Raw genomic sequence first — 17,153 nt, forward strand, 5'->3', positions numbered from 1 at the left:
AGAGGAACGAGGACGAGTGGTGGCGGAACAGGGCGGTCCGGAGGATCAGAAGCCCCAGTCCGACGAGGCGCGCAGCGCGTTCGTCCCGCCGGCCGGTGTGGAGCAGCCTCCCGGTCCGTCCGAGGACGACCACCCCACCTCGGAGTTCGCCGTCCCGGCCGGGCTCCAGACCGAGCACCCCTCCTCGCCCGGTTCCGCTTCCGCCCCCGGAGGCGGCAACGGCTCCGAGCATCAGGCCTCCGCGTTCACCACGCCGAGCGGCGTCCAGGGGCACCCGGCACCGGCCTTCACCCCGGCGCAGGGTGTCCCGATGGTCCGGCTGACCAAGGAGGCCCCCTGGCAGGACCGGATGCGCACGATGCTGCGGATGCCCGTGTTCGAGCGTCCGGCGCCCGAGAGCGTGCAGAAGACCGACGACTCGGGGCCCGCGGTCCCCCGGGTGCTCGACCTGACGCTGCGCATCGGGGAGTTGCTGCTCGCGGGCGGTGAGGGGGCCGAGGACGTGGAGGCCGCCATGTTCGCGGTGTCGCGCTCCTACGGACTCGACCGCTGCGAGCCGACGGTCACCTTCACCCTGCTGTCCATCTCGCACCAGCCGTCGCTGGTGGAGGACCCGGTCACCGCGAGCCGGACCGTGCGCCGCCGCGGCACCGACTACACCCGGCTGGCCGCGGTGTTCCAGCTGATCGACGACATCACGACCGCCGAGCACGTCGAGGTCTCGCTGGAGGAGGCCTACCGGCGCCTCGCCGAGATCCGCCGCAACCGCCACCCCTACCCGGGCTGGGTGCTGACGGCCGCCGCCGGGCTGCTCGCCGGCTCGGCGTCCGTCCTGGTCGGCGGTGGTGTGCTGGTCTTCCTCGCGGCGGCGGCGGGCGCGATGCTGGGCGACCGGCTGGCCTGGCTCTTCGCCGGGCGCGGACTGCCGGAGTTCTACCAGTTCATGGCGGCGGCCATGCCGCCCGCGGCCATGGGCATCGCGCTGACCCTCACCCACTCGACCGACATCCGGCCCTCCGCGGTGGTCACCGGTGGACTGTTCGCGCTGCTGCCCGGACGGGCGCTGGTGGCCGGGGTGCAGGACGGGCTGACCGGCTACTACATCACTGCCGGAGCCCGGCTCCTGGAGGTCATGTACTTCTTCATCGGCATCGTCGCCGGGGTGCTGCTGATGCTCTACCTGGGCGTCCAGCTCGGCGCCCAGCTGAACCCGGAGGCCCGGTTCGTGCCGCACGACCGGCCGGTGGTGCAGATCCTCGCCTCGATGGCGCTGACGCTGGCCTTCGCCATCCTGCTCCAGCAGGAGCGCTCCACGGTCCTGGCGGTCACCCTCAACGGGGGCGTGGCCTGGGTCGTCTTCGGGGCGATGGCCCGTGCCGGGAACATCTCACCGGTGGCGGCGACGGCCGTGGCGGCGGGTCTGGTGGGCCTGTTCGGCCAGTTGTTCTCGCGGTACCGGTACACCTCGTCGCTGCCGTACATCACGGCGGCGATCGGCCCCCTGCTGCCCGGTTCGGCGACGTACTTCGGTCTGCTGGCCTTCGCGCAGAACGAGGTGGACACCGGTCTCGCCCTGCTCTCCACGGCGGTGGCGACGGCGCTGGCCATCGCCATCGGGGTGAATCTGGGGAGCGAGATCTCCCGCCTGTTCATGCGGGTACCGGGCGGGGTCGAGGGCGGCCCCTCGCGCCGCGCCGCCAAGCGGACGCGCGGCTTCTGACACACGACGGCGCCCCGGCCCCGTGGGGGGCCGGGGCGCCTGTCACCGCGCGTCCTGGGCGATCAGCGCCGGGCCTGCCATCCGTGCTGCCCGGGGTCACCCTCCTGGTCGTCCTCCGGCCGGGCGTCGTACCCGCCGTCGTACGCCGTGCCCTGGCCGTTGCCGTACGGGCCCGGCTGGGCGCTGCCGTACGGACCGGGCTGGGCGTCGCCGTACGGGGACGGCTGCCCGTTGCCGTACGCGCCCTGGGGGGCGTTGCCGTACGAGCCCTGCGGGGGGTTGCCGTACGGACCCGGCCGGGCGCTGCCGTACGGGTCCTGGGGGGCGCCGTACGGGTCCTGGGGCGCGCCGTACGGGTCCTGGGGCGCGCCGTACGGGTTCTGGCCGCCGTACGGGCCGGGCCCGCCGTTCGCGTACGGGGCCTGCCCGCCGCCGTACGGGCCCTGGGGGGGATTGCCGTACGGGCCCGCCGGCTGCCCGCCCGCGTACGAGCCGCCCTGGGCGTCACCGTTGCCGTACGCACCGGTGCCGTACGGGTCGACGGACCGGGGGGCCTGGTACGGGGTGCCCTGCGCGTCGCCGTACGGGGCGCCGCCGCCGGTGCCGGGGCCGGGGCCGCCGTACGGGCCCGGCCGGCCGCCGTACGCGTCGTCGCCGTACCCGCCGCCGCCCTGGCCGCCGTCGTACCCGCCGGCCCGGCCCGTGCCGTACCCGTCCTGGTCGTACCGGGCCGTGTCGCCGCCGAAGCCCTGGGGTGCGGGGCCGCCGAAGCCCTGGGCGCCGGTGGGGCCGCCGTCCGAGGGGCCGTCCTCCTCCGCCCGCCGCTCCGCCGTGTCCGCCGAGGCGTCCGTGGCGGCCGCGGCGGCCTCCTTCTTCGACCGGCTCCGGGCCCGCAGGAACTCGATGATGATCGGCACCACGGAGACCAGCACGATCAGGATGAGGATCAGCTCGATGTGCTCGTGCACGAAGTCGATCTTGCCCAGGGCGGAACCCAGCAGGGTCACCCCGACGCCCCAGAGCACCCCGCCGATGATGTTGAAGGTGATGAACGAGCGGTAGTTCATCCGGCTGACGCCCGCGATGATCGGCGTGAACGTCCGGACGATGGGCACGAAGCGCGCGAGCACCAGCGACTTCGGGCCGTACTTCTCGAAGAACTCGTGCGCCTTCTCGACGTTCTCCTGCTTGAAGAGGCGGGAGTCCGGACGCTTGAAGAGCGACGGTCCGACCTTGCGGCCGAAGAGGTAGCCGACCTGGTCCCCGATGATCGCGGCCAGCGCCACCAGGACGCACACCACCCAGAGCGGGTACTTCAGGTCGCCCGTGGTGACCAGCAGACCGGTGGTGAAGAGCAGGGAATCGCCCGGCAGGAAGAACCCGATCAGCAGACCGGACTCGGCGAAGACGATGAGCAGGAGGCCGGGGAGCCCGAACGTGTTCAGCAGATAGTCCGGGTCCAGCCAGCTCGGGCCGAGCGCAAGCGTATTCAAGGGTCCGGGCTCCAGGATCGATCGATGACGGCGGCAGCGCCGCCCCAAGCTATCAACGCGGCGCGACGGCTCAGGGTTCCAGTGGCGTAAGCAAGGATGCGCCCGACGCGAACCGGGGCAAAGGTGGCTCCGGGAGGTGTCACCCATGGGCATCGAGGATTACGGCGGCGGGCAGACGGCTCAGGCGGACGTCCTGGTCGTCACCACGAACGACGTACCCGGGCATCAGGTCACCCAGGTCATCGGCGAGGTGTTCGGACTCACGGTCAGGTCCCGCCACCTCGGCAGCCAGATCGGCGCGGGCCTGAAGTCGATGATCGGCGGCGAGCTGAAGGGCCTGACCAAGACCCTGGTCGAGACCCGCAACCAGGCCATGGAGCGCCTCGTGGAGCAGGCCAGGGCCCGGGGCGCCAACGCCGTGCTGACGATGCGCTTCGACGTGACGGACGCCTCGGACGTGGGCACGGAGGTCTGCGCCTACGGAACGGCCGTCGTGATCAGCCGGACCTGAGGACGCGCCTCCGCCGCCGGCGCCCGCGTCCCCGCGGGCAGGACGGCCTCCCGGCCGAGAACTGAGAGGACCACACACCGATGCCGCTCCACAAGGGTTCGCCCGGCGCCGACCAGGCCGACGGGGACCGCAGGCTGGCGATGAACCCGTTCTTCGCCGAGGCCGACCCGACGGCCGCGATGACCGCGGCGCCGCCCGTCCACCGGCTGCCGGACGGCCCGATGCCGCCCAAGAACGCCTACCAGATCGTCCGTGACGAGCTGATGCTCGACGGCAACTCCCGGCTCAACCTCGCGACCTTCGTCACCACCTGGATGGAGTCCCAGGCCGCTGTGCTGATGGGCGAGTGCCGGGACAAGAACATGATCGACAAGGACGAGTACCCGCGCACCGCCGAACTGGAGCGGCGGTGCGTGGCGATGCTCGCGGACCTGTGGAACGCCCCCGACCCGCGGACCGCGGTGGGCTGCTCCACCACGGGGTCCAGCGAGGCCTGCATGCTCGCCGGGATGGCGCTCAAACGGCGCTGGTCGCTCCGGAACGCCCACCGCTATCCGGCGCACGCCCGGCCCAACCTGGTGATGGGCGTCAACGTGCAGGTGTGCTGGGAGAAGTTCTGCACGTTCTGGGAGGTCGAGGCCCGCCAGGTCCCCATGGAGGGTGAGCGCTTCCACCTGGACCCGCAGGCCGCCGCGGAGCTCTGCGACGAGAACACCATCGGCGTCATCGGCATCATGGGATCGACCTTCGACGGCTCCTACGAGCCGATCGCCGAGCTCTGCGCGGCCCTGGACGACCTCCAGGAACGTACCGGCCTCGACATCCCCGTCCACGTCGACGGGGCGTCCGGCGCGATGGTGGCCCCGTTCCTCGACGAGGACCTGGTGTGGGACTTCCGGCTCCCCCGGGTGTCCTCCGTCAACACCTCGGGGCACAAGTACGGCCTGGTCTACCCGGGTGTCGGATGGATCCTGTGGCGCTCGCCGGCGGAGCTTCCGGAGGAACTGGTCTTCCGGGTCAACTACCTGGGCGGTGACATGCCGACCTTCGCGCTCAACTTCTCCCGGCCGGGCGCCCAGGTGGTGGCCCAGTACTACACGTTCCTGCGCCTGGGACGCGACGGCTACCGTGCCGTCCAGCAGGCGTCCCGGGACGTGGCGATGCGGCTCGCCCGGGAGATCGAGGCCCTGGAGGACTTCCGGCTGCTCAGCCGGGGCGACGAACTGCCGGTGTTCACCCTGACGACGAAGCCCGACGTCCAGGCGTACGACGTCTTCGACGTGTCACGGCGGCTGCGGGAGCGCGGATGGCTGGTGCCCGCGTACACCTTCCCCGCCAACCGGCAGGACCTCGCGGTGCTGCGGGTGGTCTGCCGCAACGGCTTCACCTCGGACCTCGCGGAACTGCTGCTGGACGACCTGCGCCGGCTCCTGCCCGAGCTGCGGCGGCAGCCGCACCCGCTGAACCGCGACCGGTCGACCGCGACGGCCTTCCACCACTGAGGGCCGTGCGGCCTCAGCCGGCCCCGTCCCGGTCGGCCGCGCCGGTCGCGTACGGGTTCTCCCGGCCCTCGGGCAGCACGCCGACGAAGGGATCGCCTTCCCCGGCGAACGTGTAGGCACCGGCCTCGATCCGGGCGATCAGGCCCCGGGTCCACTCGGCACCCGCGTCCGCCGAGTGGACCCACAGACGCATGATCTCGCCGATGTGACCGAGCGACTCCGGCCCGTCCGCCGGTATGTAGTGCTCCGTGACCGAGGCCCGCCAGCCCTCGATGGCGGCGACGCGCTCGTGGAGCAGCGCCACGGCCTCGGAGCGCTCCAGGTCGACGATGAAGCCGATGCCCGCCGAGAGCACGTCCACGCTCTGGTCGTACGAGGTCAGCGCGGCCCGCAGCAGCGCGAAGTACTCGCTCGTGCCGCTCCCGGTGATCTCGTACTCGGTGCGGGGCGGGCCGCCCGCCGTGGACGGGGCGCTCTCGTGTGCCAGGAGCAGGCCCTGCTTCGCCATCTGCTTGAGCGCGTGGTAGATCGAGCCCGGTTTGGCGTTTGACCACTCGTGCGCGCCCCAGTACTCCAGGTCGTTGCGGACCTGGTAGCCGTGTGCCCGCCCGTGCTGACGGACGGCGCCCAGGACCAGGAGCCGGATCGCGGACAAACCCTCCACCCCCTGTACTCAACTTTGACCAGCGTAGCCGCCTTCGCGTCGGCCGGCGCGAGCGCCGCCCTGCCGGGGTGGTCCAGGAGGCTCGGTTCAGAAGGGGAAGGCCGTGCGCCCGTGCTGGATCGAGATCCACCTCAACGTGGTGAAGGCGTCCACCGCCGCCGCGCCGTTCAGCCGCCCCATGCCCGACATCTTCTCGCCGCCGAAGGCGACCAGCGGGTCGTCCTGCACCGTGGTGTCGTTGACGTGGAACATCCCGCTCACGATCCGCCGCGCGAACCGCACCCCCCGTTCGGTGTCCGCCGTGTGCACGGCACCGCTCAGGCCGTAGGGGCTGTCGTTGACGATCCGCAGGGCGTCGTCCTCGCCGTCGAACGGCACCAGCAACGCCACCGGGCCGAAGATCTCCTGCCGCAGCAGCGGCGAGTCGTCCGGCAGACCGGTCAGCACCGAGGGGCCGACGAGGTTGCCGCGGGTGGTGCCCCGCACCAGGGCGGTCGCCCCGCGCGCCAGTGCCTCGTCGACGAGCGCCGTGAGCGCGTCGGCCTGGAAACCGCTGGTCACCGGGCCGATACGGACCTCTGGGTCGCGCGGGTCGCCCGTCTTGAGGGCGGCCACCTCCGCGGTGAACCGCCCGGTGAACTCCGGCTCCACGGACCGGTCCACCAGGATGCGGCTGGCGGCCATGCTGACCTGGCCCTGGTGGAGGAAGCGGCTGTGCACGGCCGCACGGACGGCCTGGTCCACGTCGGCGTCGTCCAGGACGACCAGGGCGCTGTTGCCGCTCAGTTCGAGGAACGTCCGCTTGAAGAGCCCGGCCGCCGTCGCCGCGACATGGCGGCCGACCCGGTCGGAGCCGGTGAACGATATCGCCTTGGGCACGGGGTGCTCGATGAAGGTGTCACCGATCTCGGCGCTGTCGGTGATCGTCACGTTGAGCAGTCCGGCGGGCAGCCCGGCCGCCTCGAAGACGTCGGCCACCAGCGGGCCGCCGGCCACCGGGGCGTTCTGGTGGGGCTTGACCACCGCCGCGTTACCGAGGGCGAGCGCGGGCGCGACGGTCTTCATCGTCACCAGGAAGGGGAAGTTGGACGCGCTGATGACGCCTATGACGCCGATCGGGAGCCGGTGGAGCCGGTTCTCCTTGCCGTCCACGGCGGCCGGCAGCAGCCGCGCGGTCGGGCCCAGGGCCTGTGTCTCCGCCTCGCGCAGGAACGCCCGGACGGCGCGCACCTCGTACTCGGCCCTGCACCGGGTGCCGCCCAGCTCGTCGATGAGCATCTCGGTGATGACGCCGGCGCGTTCCGCGACGATCCGTTCGGCGTTCCGCAGAACGGCCGCGCGCTCGAAGGGGTGGGTCGTGGCCCATTCCCGCTGCGCGCGCTCCGCGGCCCGGTAGGCGAGATCCACCTCGGCCGCCGTGGCGACGGTGACGGAGCAGAGCTTCTCGCCGTTGTAGGGATTGAAATCGATGATGTCCCACGAGCCGCTGCCGGTCAGCCACTCGCCGTCGATGTACTGGTGGGCCAGTTCATGGAAGGACATGCATTCCCTTACTGCAGGCGCCAACTCCTGTAGAGGCGTCATCGTACGTGCGGATCAGGTGAGTTGGAGGAGTCCGCGAAGAACGTCCCGGCTTTCCTCGGGACCGGGGCTGTCGTCGTGGAGGCGTGCCATCGCCTTCTCGTACAGAGAGACCTCCTCCGGCTTGTCCAGATAGAGCGCACTTGTCAGCTGCTCCAGATAGACGATGTCCGACAGATCGGATTCGGGGAACCGCAGCATCGTGAAGGCGCCGCTCTCGCCCGCGTGCCCGCCAAAACTGAAGGGCATCACCTGGAGGGTGATGTTCGGCTGCTCCGACATGTCGATCAGGTGCCGCAACTGCGCCCGCATCACGTCCCGTTCGCCGTACGGGCGGCGCAGGGCCGCCTCGTCGAGCACGGCGTGGAAGCGCGGGGCGCGCTCGGAGACGAGCGCCTTCTGCCGCTCCAGGCGGAGCGCGACACGGCGGTCCACCTCGGCCGCGGAGGCGCCGGGCATGCCACGCGAGACGACCGCGTGGGCGTACGCCTCGGTCTGCAACAGACCGTGCACGAACTGGACTTCGTAGATCCGGATGAGCGATGCCGCCCCCTCCAGACCGATATACGTCTGGAACCAGCCGGGCAGCACATCGCCGTAACTGTGCCACCAGCCCGCCACGTTGGCCTCACGGGCCAGGCCGAGCAGCGACTCCCGCTCCACCTCGTCCGTGACTCCGTAGAGCGTGAGGAGGTCCTCGACGTCCCTGGCCTTGAAGCTCACCCTTCCCAACTCCATGCGGCTGATCTTCGACTCGGAGGCGCGGATGGAGTAGCCGGCCGCCTCACGGGTGATGCCCCGCGACTCGCGCAACCGCCTGAGCTGTGAGCCCAGCAGGATGCGTCGCACCACAGATCCACTCGACTCGCCTGCCGACACCGGTACTGCCCTCCCCATCGCTTCCCTTGCACCGGAGCACCCCCGAACCCCGGAGCCGGATTCTGCCACCAAAACGCTTCAGCCCGTACTCATTCGGTTACAGAACCGGCCATGGATGCGAAGTGCCGCCGATCCGGTCGACGGAAGAAATGACCAAGAACCGCCACGCTACCGGGCGAGTCCGGCGCGTGCACGTGCATCTGCCCTTGCATCTGCCCTGCGCATTCGGAACCATGGTCCTCGCGCACCTGCGTGCTCGTTCGTGTTGTGCCGCTGTACCTCCTAGTAGTGCCGCTACCAGCAGTGCCGCTACAGCCGCGAATCCCGGGAGTGCCTCGCATGGGGACGAATGGATCGACGATGCTCGAACCGTTACGGCGGGGTCTTCCCCCTATCGACCCCTCGTCCGTCGCCGGTTCGGTGTCCTGCACCCTGCCGCCCCGGTACGAAGCGGTGGGCGGGGCACGGTCGTTCACGCGTACGACGCTGACCTCCTGGGGCCTGGCCAACCGGTTCGACGACGTCGCCCTGGTCGTCTCCGAGCTCGTCACCAACGCCCTGCGGCACGCCCTGCCGGCCGACCCGGCGCGCGAGCGCCAGGACCGCTCCGTGCGGCTGCACCTGATGCACTGGACCTCCCGGCTGGTGTGCGCGGTCCGCGACCCCAGTGACGAGAGCCCGGTGGCGGGCGACGCCGCCGATTCGGCCGAATCGGGGCGCGGGCTGTTCCTGGTCGAGTCGTTCAGCGACTGCTGGGGCTGGCACCCGTCCCCCGTACCGGCCGACACCGCGCGGGGCGCGGCCCAGCGCGGCAAGGTGGTCTGGGCGCTGTTCCGCCTCCCGGAGCAGTCCCCCGCGGCCACGGCACCGGTGTTCCCGGCGCTGGGCGCGGCGAAGCCCGCTCAGGCGCTGACCGACGGCAGGTAGGACCGGGACGCGTCACGGACCGGGACGCGTCACGGACCGGCCCGGCCGGAGCGCGCGGGCCGGAGCCGGGCCTCCCGGCCGGAGCGGGGCGCGCCCGGTCGGCGCGGACCGACCGGAACCGGCCACCGGGGCACGCGACAGGAGCGGGCCGGCCGGCTGACGGCGCGGGCGTGCGGTCAGCCGCCCGCCGCCAGATGGTCGAACTCCCCGCTCTTGGCGCCCAGTAGCAGCGCCTCTATCTCCGCCGGGGTGTAGACCAGCGCCGGCCCGTCCGGGTGGCGCGAGTTGCGCATCGCCACATCGCCGCCGGGCAGTTTCGCGAACTCCACGCAGGAGCCCTGGGAGTTGCTGTGGCTGCTCTTCTGCCAGACGACTCCGCGAAGCTCTGTGGCCGCCATGCCGTTGTACACGTCGTGCACAGGACGCTCCCGAGTTGCAAGGTGCAAGTGTCAACTAGCTCGGATCATAGCTGTGTTCATATGCCGATGCATGAGCAGATGCACGTGCACGCGGGGTGCGCACGCGGTTACGCTCCTTCTGCCCCCAGATTCCGCCGAGGCACCTCTCCTCGGAGAGACGCTCCGCGGGGCGATCAGGATCCCTTCACCGGACTTCACTCGGGGCTTCTTTCAAGGCTTCCCCGGGCACGGCCACGAATTCCTTGAACGGTCGAGCGGTGCCGAGGTCCTGACCCGGTCCCAGGTCAGGACTTCGCCACCGTGCCCTCCAGACCCCGTGAGAAGTCCTCCAGCGCCTCCACGAGCATGGCCGCGCCCTCGCGCAGGAAGGGGTCGGGCGGCGGTGTCGCCTCCGGGTCCTCCTCCGGGAGGTCCCAGCGGGCCAGCACCCGGCGCACCTGCTCCCAGTCCGGCACCCGGCGCTCGCGTACCGCCTTCGCCCCCCGCTCGGCCGCCTTGCGCAGCGCCCCGGCCAGCTCCGCCGCGCCCGGCACCGGGTCGGCCGAGCGGGCCGGCAGGTGGGCCTCCATCAGCATCGCGACCCTGCCGAGCTGGGCCAGCGCCTGCTGGGCGTCCGCGGCGGCGGTCCGGGAGATGCCCCGGTGGCGTACCGGTTCGTGCTGGGCCGTCTCCAGCGCGTCCTGCCAGACCACCCGCGCCTCACGGGTGGTCAGCAGCGCCTTGCGCACGTCCTCCTGGCTGCCGCCGGCCGGATCCGCGAAGTGGTCGAGGACCGTGGCCGCGTAGGCGCTGTCCGTGAGGAGCCAGTCGGCGAGCCGGTTGCGCAGCCGGGGCGTCTCCCAGGCGGGGTACAGGGCGTACGAGACCATGGCCAGCAGCCCGCCGACGAGGGTCAGGACGACACGTTCGGGGACGGTCTGCGACCAGTCGTCGCCCGCCATGCCGAGCAGGAAGACCACATAGGCGGAGACGCAGACCTGGCCGACCGCGTATCCGGTGCGCATCAGCAGGTACATCAGCAGGGCGCACAGCACCGCGAGACCGGCGGCGAGCGTGGCACCCGGCTGGAAGGCCTGCACGATGCCCGTGGCGACCCCGACCCCGACCAGGGTCCCGCCGAACCGGGCCACCGCGCGGGAGTAGGTCTGGGAGAACTCCGGGCGCATCACCATCACGGCCGTCATCGGCGCCCAGTACCCGTGTCCGAACGGCAGCGCCGTCCCCATCAGATAGCCGGCGCACGCGACCACCGACACCCGGACGGCGTGCCGGAGGATCGGTGAACCCCGGCGCAGCTCACGGCGCATGGACGCCAGGACCACCGGGACCATGCGCAGCAGGGTGGGGCGTCGCCGGGTCTCCAGATCTCCGCTGGACGGCTCGCGGGTGCCCGTGCCCTCGGCGATCTCCAGCACGTCGGCGAGCAGCACGTTGAGCCGGTCGGCGGCGCGGCGGGGCCGGCCGGTGAGGATCACCTCGTTGTCCGGGGTCCGCAGCACGCCGAGGTCCGTGGGGGCGATGTGGACGGGTTCGCCGTGCCGGATCGCGCGGGCCGCCGCGTCCAGCACGGAACCGGCGGCGGCCAGCATCTCGCGCACCCAGACACGCTCCAGCCCCTCGGCGGGCACCCCCAGGGCCGGGTCGGCCAGCGAGGCCAGCACCGGGCGCATCCGCTCGGCGATCTTGCGGGCCCCGTGCAGTTCGGCGGGGCGCCGGCGGGCCTGGGCGGGGGTGACGGCGGCCGCGCTGCGGGCGGTCATCAGCGGTACGGGGTCGAAGTGCGCGACCGGGTCGTGGCGGAGCCTGCGGGCGTACTCGGCCTCGGCGGCCAGCGCGTCGGCGAGCGCGTCGCGCTGGGCGCCCCATCTGCGGACCGGGAACAGCACGATCAGCGCCGCCTGCACGAGGCCGCCGACCGCCATCATCGCGGCGTGCGCGGCGGCGTCCAGGACGGAGGTGGGCAGGGTGATCGTGACCAGCATGATCGCCACGTTGGAACCCGCGATGATGCCGCCCGTCGAGCCCGCGGCCCACGACATCCCGGCGGCGAACGTCCACAGCGCCAGCACCGCCACGAACAGGGCGGTGTGCGAGACGCTGACATAGCCGATGAACGTGGACACCGCCAGGCTGGCACCGGAGACCAGGGCGAGCACCGGCCGGGGGCGCCAGCTGCGCTGGAAGGAGGCGATGGCCGCCTGGAACGCCCCGAAGGCGGAGCTGGCCGCGATCGCCGGGCCGAAGAACGTGAGGGTGACGCCGACCACGAGGGCGAGGCCCGCGGCTCCGCGCACCGCGATGAGCGGTTCGAGGCGTTTCCGCTCGATCGTGAACCCGGAGCGGGCGGTCTCCTTCAGCGCCCGGAGCCAGCTCATGGGCCCGAGCGTAACCGCAATCCCCTACGATCCCGGCTTACGCCACCCAGCCCGCGCTAACGGTCGATTCCGGGCGGACGGCCGCCCACCCTGGCCCGGTCCGCGGCGGCCGTTCCGTGTGTCCACCCCTCGGCGTCGTTCACCCCGCGCACCCGGGAGGTGGTGGTCCTGGGGAACATCCGCTCCGCCGCGTCGGTGACGGCGACGTCCCGGGCCGCCAGCACCGGAAGCAGGTCCCCCGGGGCGTCGTCACCGCCGGCGCCGGCCGCCGCGGTGACCCGGGCGGTGTCCGCCGCGAGCCGGGCACCGAGGCGCTGGGCGTACGCCATCAGGAACGACTGCCGGAAGGTCTTGGTCCGTTTCCGCCCGGCGGCCCGCTGCCCGGCCTCCGCCGTGGTCATGGCGGCGGTGCCCTGGACCAGCAGCGAGGTGAAGAGCAGATCCACCGCCTCCAGGTCCGCCTCGAACCCGACGACCGTGCTGAAGCCCAGGTCGCTGTCCCACACGGCCCGGCAGCGGTTGGCGGAGGCGACCGCGTCGAGCAGGACGGCCTTCGCGCTCTCGTACGGGGCGTCCACGCCGATCCGGCGGGCTCCCGGGCCGTCACCCCCGTGCGTACGGGCGGCGAGCAGCGCCTCGTCGATGCTGTGCCGGGCCATCAGCTCCTGGGCCTTGGTGGTGAGGGCCTCCGCCTCCTGGGGGAAGCCGGTCGCCTCCGCCTTGGCGAGCAGGGCCCGGATCCGGGTGAGCATCCGGGGTTCGCCGTGCGCGGGCGGCCGGTGCGGGCCCTCGGACGCCCGGCCGGGCGGCGGGCCGACCGGTTCGGTCGCGGGGAGCCGCAGCAGCAGCCGGTACAGCTCCAGGAGCGCCGAGGCGTAGCCGAACCGGTCGGGCCTGTTGCGGGGCGCGGGCGCCGGGAGTCCGGCGATCTGGTCGGCCCAGCGGGGCGGCAGCCGGTCGTAGCGCGCGGTCTCGGCGGTGATCAGGGCGGAGACGAGGGCGGCGCCGCCCTCGTCCAGCTCACGGCGGACGAACCGGACGACGTCGGCGGGCTGCCAGCCGCGCTCCCAGGCCCGCCGGACGAACTCCTCGCCCCTGCGGTGCGCCGCCGCGTCGGCGGACGGGTCGGCGGCGAGCAGGGAGGCGCCGGTGTCCAGTCCGGCGTCGTCCGCCGAGTAGAGGGCCGCCGCGCACGCCTGGTCGATCACCGGTTCCATCGGATCAGGGTAGGCCGGGACGGGCCCCTCACCGCTCCCCGGGGAGCAGCACGAGCTTGCCGCGTACGTGCCCGGCCTCGCTGAGCGCCTGGGCCCGCGCCGCGTCCCGGAGCGCGAAGGTTTGCGTGACCGGGATCCGCAGCTCGCCGACCGAGGCCAGCCGGGCGGACTCCGCGAGCCGGGCGGCCTCGTCCGGACGGTTCCCGCCGCCCCCGGAGAAGGCGACGCCGTACGCGGCCGCGTCCGGGTCCGCGATGGTGACGATCCGGTCGGAGGTACCGCCGCGCAGCTCGACGGAGTCCGCGAGCGCGCCCCGGCCCGCCGCGTCGAACACCGCGTCCACGCCCTCCGGGGCCGCCGCCCGCACCCGCTCCACCAGGCCCTCGCCGTACTCCACCGGAAACGCGCCGAGCACCCGCAGATAGTCGTGGTTGGCGGGTGAGGCCGTCCCGATCACGGTGGCTCCCCGGGCCGCGGCCAGCTGGACGGCGGCGGAGCCCACCGCTCCGGCCGCCCCGTGCACCAGCAGGGTGTCCCCGGCGGCGACCGCGAGCTCGTCCAGGACCCGGGCGGCGGTCCCCGTCGCGACCGGCAGGGCCGCGGCCTCCTCCCAGCCCAGGCCGTCCGGCTTGGCCGCCACGGCGTCCGCGTCGGCCAGGGCGTACCGCGCGTAGGCGCCGGTGGCGCTCCGGCCGAGCACCTCGTCACCGGCCTCGAAGGCGGTGACCCCTTCGCCGGTCTCCTCGACGACCCCGGCGAACTCGCTGCCCGGCACGGCCGGCAGCGGCGTCGGGAAGGCCGCCTCCATCCAGCCGTTGCGGATCTTGTAATCCATCGGGTTGACCCCGGCGGCCCGCACGGCCACCCGGATCTGGCCGGGGCCCGGACGGACGTCCTCGGTCTCGCTGAACCGCAGGACCTCCGGGCCGCCGAACTCCTCGTACACGATCGCTTCCATCACCGTCTCCTCGGTGCCCTCACGCCTCGCCCGCCCCTCCCTCCGATGGTCGCGGCAGGACGGCCCGGCCGCCCGGCGAGAGACGGCCACGGCCAGGCGGGGCCCGCCGCCCGGGGCCCGCCGCCCGGTCACTGTCAGTGCCGGGTGCCAGACTCGCCCCATGACCGGACGCTGGGCCCTGGCACCCCTCGAAGGGGGCGGCGCGCACCTCGTTCCGCTGGGGCGGGACGGGCTGCCCGCCGGTCCCGTGCTGACCGAGCACGACCTGGCCGAGGCGGTCCGCTCCCGCCCCGACGTGGTCCGCTGGGTCTGGCGGTCCACCGCCGAGGTCTACCCCCGCCTGCTCGCGGCCGGTGTCCGGGTCGAGCGGTGCTACGACATCGAGTGCGCCGAGCAGTTGCTGCTCGGCCACGAGGGCCGGCTCGGCGAACCCCGCTCCGCCGCGGCCGCCTGGGCCCGGCTGCGCGACGCGCCGGTGCCGCCCGATCCACCGCCCCGCTCGGCGGAGCCAGGTTCCCAGTCCTCCCTCTTCGACCCGCCCTCCGGCACGGACGTGCCGTTCGACGCCCTGCTCCAGGTCTACGCCGAGCAGCTCCGCCGCCACGACGCGGCGGAGCACCCGGGCAGGATGCGGCTGCTCACGGCCGCCGAGTCGGCCGGCACACTGGTCGCCGCCGAGATGAAGAGGACCGGCCTGCCCTGGCGGGCCGACGTGCACCGCGCGGTCCTGGACGAGCTGCTGGGCGAGCGGTACGCGGGCGGCGGCGAACCCCGCAGGCTGGCCGAGGCGGCCGACGAGGTCTCGGCCGCGTTCGGCAGACGGGTGCGCCCCGACCTGCCCGCCGATGTGGTGAAGGCCTTCGCCCAGGCCGGGATCAAGGTCCGCTCGACCCGCCGCTGGGAGCTGGAGGCGCTCGACCATCCGGCGGTGGAGCCGCTGATCCGCTACAAGAAGCTGTACCGCGTCTGGACCGCCCACGGCTGGAGCTGGCTGACGGACTGGGTGCGTGAGGGCCGCTTCCGCCCGGAGTACCAGCCGGGCGGCACGGTCAGCGGGCGCTGGACGACCAACGGCGGCGGCGCCCTCCAGATCCCCCGGGTGATACGCCGGGCGGTCGTCGCCGACCCGGGCTGGCGCCTGGTCGTGGCGGACGCCGACCAGATGGAGCCGCGGGTGCTGGCCGCGGTCTCCCGCGATCGGGGACTGATGGAGGTGGCCGGACACGACGGCGACCTCTACACGGCCCTGTCCGACCGCGCCTTCCAGGGCGACCGCGAACACGCCAAGCTCGCCCTGCTCGGCGCCGTCTACGGACAGACCTCCGGCGACGGCCTGAAGAACCTGGCGGCGCTGCGGCGCAGGTTCCCGCACGCCGTGGCCTATGTGGACGACGCGGCGAAGGCCGGCGAGGAGGGCCGGCTCGTCCGCACCTGGCTCGGCCGCACCAGCCCGCCCGCCGCCGGCGCCGGGGAGTACGAGGAGGCGGGCATCCCGCAGGAGACCGGTGGCACCGGGCCCGGGGAGAGCACCGGGGAGTACGGCCTCACCCCCGGCTACGCCTCGTCCGACTCCCGCGCCCGGGGCCGCTTCACCCGTAATTTCGTCGTCCAGGGCAGCGCCGCCGACTGGGCGCTCCTGCTCCTCGCGGCACTGCGCGGCACGCTGGCCGCCCAAGGGATGCGGGCCGAGCTGGTGTTCTTCCAGCACGACGAGGTGATCGTGCACTGTCCGGCCGACGAGGCGCCCGACGTGGTGGAGGCGATCCGGGCGGCCGGGGAGCTGGCGGGACTGACCGCGTTCGGCCCGACGCCGGTGCGGTTCCCCTTCACCACGGCGGTCGTCGAGCGGTACTCGGAGGCCAAGTGAGCGAACGGTGCCCGGACGGTGAGGGCGGGCGAAGGTGCGGTGGCGCGGAAGAGCCCGGACCGGGGTGATGCCCCGGTCCGGGCCCGCGCCGCTCCCTCTACCCGCGTTCCCACAACGCGGGGACCAGCGGCGGCTCCCACCCCACGATGGCCTTGTGCCCCTGGAGGCAGCGGTAGGAACCGCCGCCGTAGGTCACCCGGTCACCCGCGCGGTAGGTGGTTCCGGCCGCCCAGCTGCCGCCCGGAGAATCGGTGGGCGGGACGGTGGGCGGATCGGTCGGGTCGGGCTGCTGGGCCACGTCGAGGACGAAGTCGAAGGTGCCCTCCCGCCCCGACCCGGCGGAACGGACGTTCATCAGCAGCGCCGGGTCGAAGATGGCGTCCGTGGCGTTGCGCGGCTCACCCGGGAAGTACAGCTGCGTGGTCAGCACGGGCCGGCCGGGCGCCTGCGCCTTCACATGGATGTGCCGGGTGCGCCCCGGATACAGCCCCGGCACGATGGTCGTCAGCGAGAACGAACCGTCGGCGCCGGTGAACTGGTGCCCGCGGAAGGCGAATCCGGCCATGTCGTAGGCGCCGTTGGTGTCCGCCTGCCAGAAGTCCAGGAGCACGCCCGCGACCGGCTTGCAGGCCCGGCCGAAGACGTAGCCGCTCACGGTGAGCGGCACGCCGGGGGTGGAGGACGTCACCAGGCTGGTGCGCAGCGGGGAGTTGGGCTTGAAGTAGGGGCCCTCCATCTGCTCGGGGGTCGGGTCGTCACCGTCGTCGCAGGACGGCGTCAGCGCCAGGGGGGTGGTGCCGGCGCGGCCGGCGTCCCGGGCCAGCGCCGCGCCTCCGCCCACGACCAGGGGCACGGCGCTCGCCGCGACGGCCGCCTTCAGGAGGCTCTTACGGCTGATCGGGCGGCCGGTGGTCTGCCGGGAGTCGTTGCGGGGGGTGCCGCCGGTCTCTTCCGGCGGCACAGCGGATCTCTCGGTCATGGCTGATTCCTCGGTGTACGCGGACTCCGCCGGATGCTCGGAATCCTCGGAACGGGGACGG

At 73.1% G+C, this 17,153-nt stretch carries 14 protein-coding genes; 5 read left to right on the plus strand and 9 right to left on the minus strand.

Translation table 11 applies throughout. The annotated features are described in order from the left end of the window. Window positions 1–16: 16 nt before the first annotated feature. A complete protein-coding gene (locus B9S64_RS14440; protein ID WP_103490514.1) occupies window positions 17–1,720 on the plus strand; it encodes a threonine/serine exporter ThrE family protein in 1,704 nt (567 codons plus the stop codon). Window positions 1,721–1,782: 62 nt separating this feature from the next. Here B9S64_RS14440 and B9S64_RS14445 read toward each other — a convergent pair whose 3' ends face one another. Further along, window positions 1,783–3,213: a DedA family protein gene (locus B9S64_RS14445; protein WP_109492056.1), complete on the minus strand. Its 1,431-nt coding sequence runs from the start codon at window positions 3,211–3,213 to the stop codon at window positions 1,783–1,785. A gap of 145 nt (window positions 3,214–3,358) precedes the next feature. Between B9S64_RS14445 and B9S64_RS14450 the strand changes: the two genes are divergently transcribed. Continuing rightward, window positions 3,359–3,724, plus strand: coding sequence for a YbjQ family protein (locus tag B9S64_RS14450; RefSeq protein ID WP_103488600.1), 366 nt, complete (start codon window positions 3,359–3,361; stop codon window positions 3,722–3,724). Between the two features lie 80 nt (window positions 3,725–3,804). Continuing rightward, window positions 3,805–5,226: a glutamate decarboxylase gene (locus B9S64_RS14455; protein ID WP_103488599.1), complete on the plus strand. Its 1,422-nt coding sequence runs from the start codon at window positions 3,805–3,807 to the stop codon at window positions 5,224–5,226. Between the two features lie 13 nt (window positions 5,227–5,239). Here the strand turns inward: B9S64_RS14455 and B9S64_RS14460 are convergent, their stop codons facing one another. The 3 genes from B9S64_RS14460 to B9S64_RS14470 all read right to left on the minus strand — a co-directional run bounded on the left by B9S64_RS14460 (window position 5,240) and on the right by B9S64_RS14470 (window position 8,368). Continuing rightward, window positions 5,240–5,881, minus strand: a complete 642-nt coding sequence (locus B9S64_RS14460) for a PadR family transcriptional regulator (protein WP_103488598.1) — start codon at window positions 5,879–5,881, stop codon at window positions 5,240–5,242. Between the two features lie 96 nt (window positions 5,882–5,977). Further along, window positions 5,978–7,432, minus strand: a complete 1,455-nt coding sequence (locus B9S64_RS14465; protein ID WP_103488597.1) for an aldehyde dehydrogenase family protein — start codon at window positions 7,430–7,432, stop codon at window positions 5,978–5,980. A gap of 54 nt (window positions 7,433–7,486) precedes the next feature. Then, window positions 7,487–8,368 (minus strand): helix-turn-helix transcriptional regulator, encoded by an 882-nt coding sequence (locus B9S64_RS14470; RefSeq protein WP_103488596.1) that lies wholly within the window; start codon window positions 8,366–8,368, stop codon window positions 7,487–7,489. Between the two features lie 342 nt (window positions 8,369–8,710). Between B9S64_RS14470 and B9S64_RS14475 the strand changes: the two genes are divergently transcribed. Beyond that, a complete protein-coding gene (locus B9S64_RS14475; protein WP_103488595.1) occupies window positions 8,711–9,277 on the plus strand; it encodes an ATP-binding protein in 567 nt (188 codons plus the stop codon). 176 nt (window positions 9,278–9,453) lie between these two features. Here B9S64_RS14475 and B9S64_RS14480 read toward each other — a convergent pair whose 3' ends face one another. The 4 genes from B9S64_RS14480 to B9S64_RS14495 all read right to left on the minus strand — a co-directional run bounded on the left by B9S64_RS14480 (window position 9,454) and on the right by B9S64_RS14495 (window position 14,246). Next, window positions 9,454–9,696, minus strand: coding sequence for a DUF397 domain-containing protein (locus B9S64_RS14480; RefSeq protein ID WP_103490807.1), 243 nt, complete (start codon window positions 9,694–9,696; stop codon window positions 9,454–9,456). A gap of 284 nt (window positions 9,697–9,980) precedes the next feature. Further along, window positions 9,981–12,071, minus strand: coding sequence for an FUSC family protein (locus B9S64_RS14485; RefSeq protein ID WP_103490808.1), 2,091 nt, complete (start codon window positions 12,069–12,071; stop codon window positions 9,981–9,983). Window positions 12,072–12,127: 56 nt separating this feature from the next. Beyond that, entirely contained in the window at window positions 12,128–13,288 is a 1,161-nt protein-coding gene (locus B9S64_RS14490; RefSeq protein ID WP_103490809.1) for a DUF2786 domain-containing protein, read from the minus strand. A gap of 28 nt (window positions 13,289–13,316) precedes the next feature. Next, window positions 13,317–14,246: an NADP-dependent oxidoreductase gene (locus tag B9S64_RS14495; protein ID WP_103490810.1), complete on the minus strand. Its 930-nt coding sequence runs from the start codon at window positions 14,244–14,246 to the stop codon at window positions 13,317–13,319. A 160-nt stretch (window positions 14,247–14,406) separates the two neighbouring features. Here B9S64_RS14495 and B9S64_RS14500 point away from each other — a divergent pair, with 160 nt between their 5' ends. Beyond that, window positions 14,407–16,113 carry a bifunctional 3'-5' exonuclease/DNA polymerase gene (locus B9S64_RS14500; protein ID WP_103490811.1) on the plus strand — a complete coding sequence of 569 codons (1,707 nt, stop codon included), beginning with the start codon at window positions 14,407–14,409 and terminating at the stop codon, window positions 16,111–16,113. A 97-nt stretch (window positions 16,114–16,210) separates the two neighbouring features. Here the strand turns inward: B9S64_RS14500 and B9S64_RS14505 are convergent, their stop codons facing one another. Next, window positions 16,211–17,092 (minus strand): carbohydrate-binding protein, encoded by an 882-nt coding sequence (locus tag B9S64_RS14505; protein WP_103490812.1) that lies wholly within the window; start codon window positions 17,090–17,092, stop codon window positions 16,211–16,213. Window positions 17,093–17,153: the final 61 nt, after the last annotated feature.

Source organism: Streptomyces sp. SM18, assembly GCF_002910775.2.
Classification (GTDB): Bacteria; Actinomycetota; Actinomycetes; order Streptomycetales; family Streptomycetaceae; genus Streptomyces; species Streptomyces halstedii.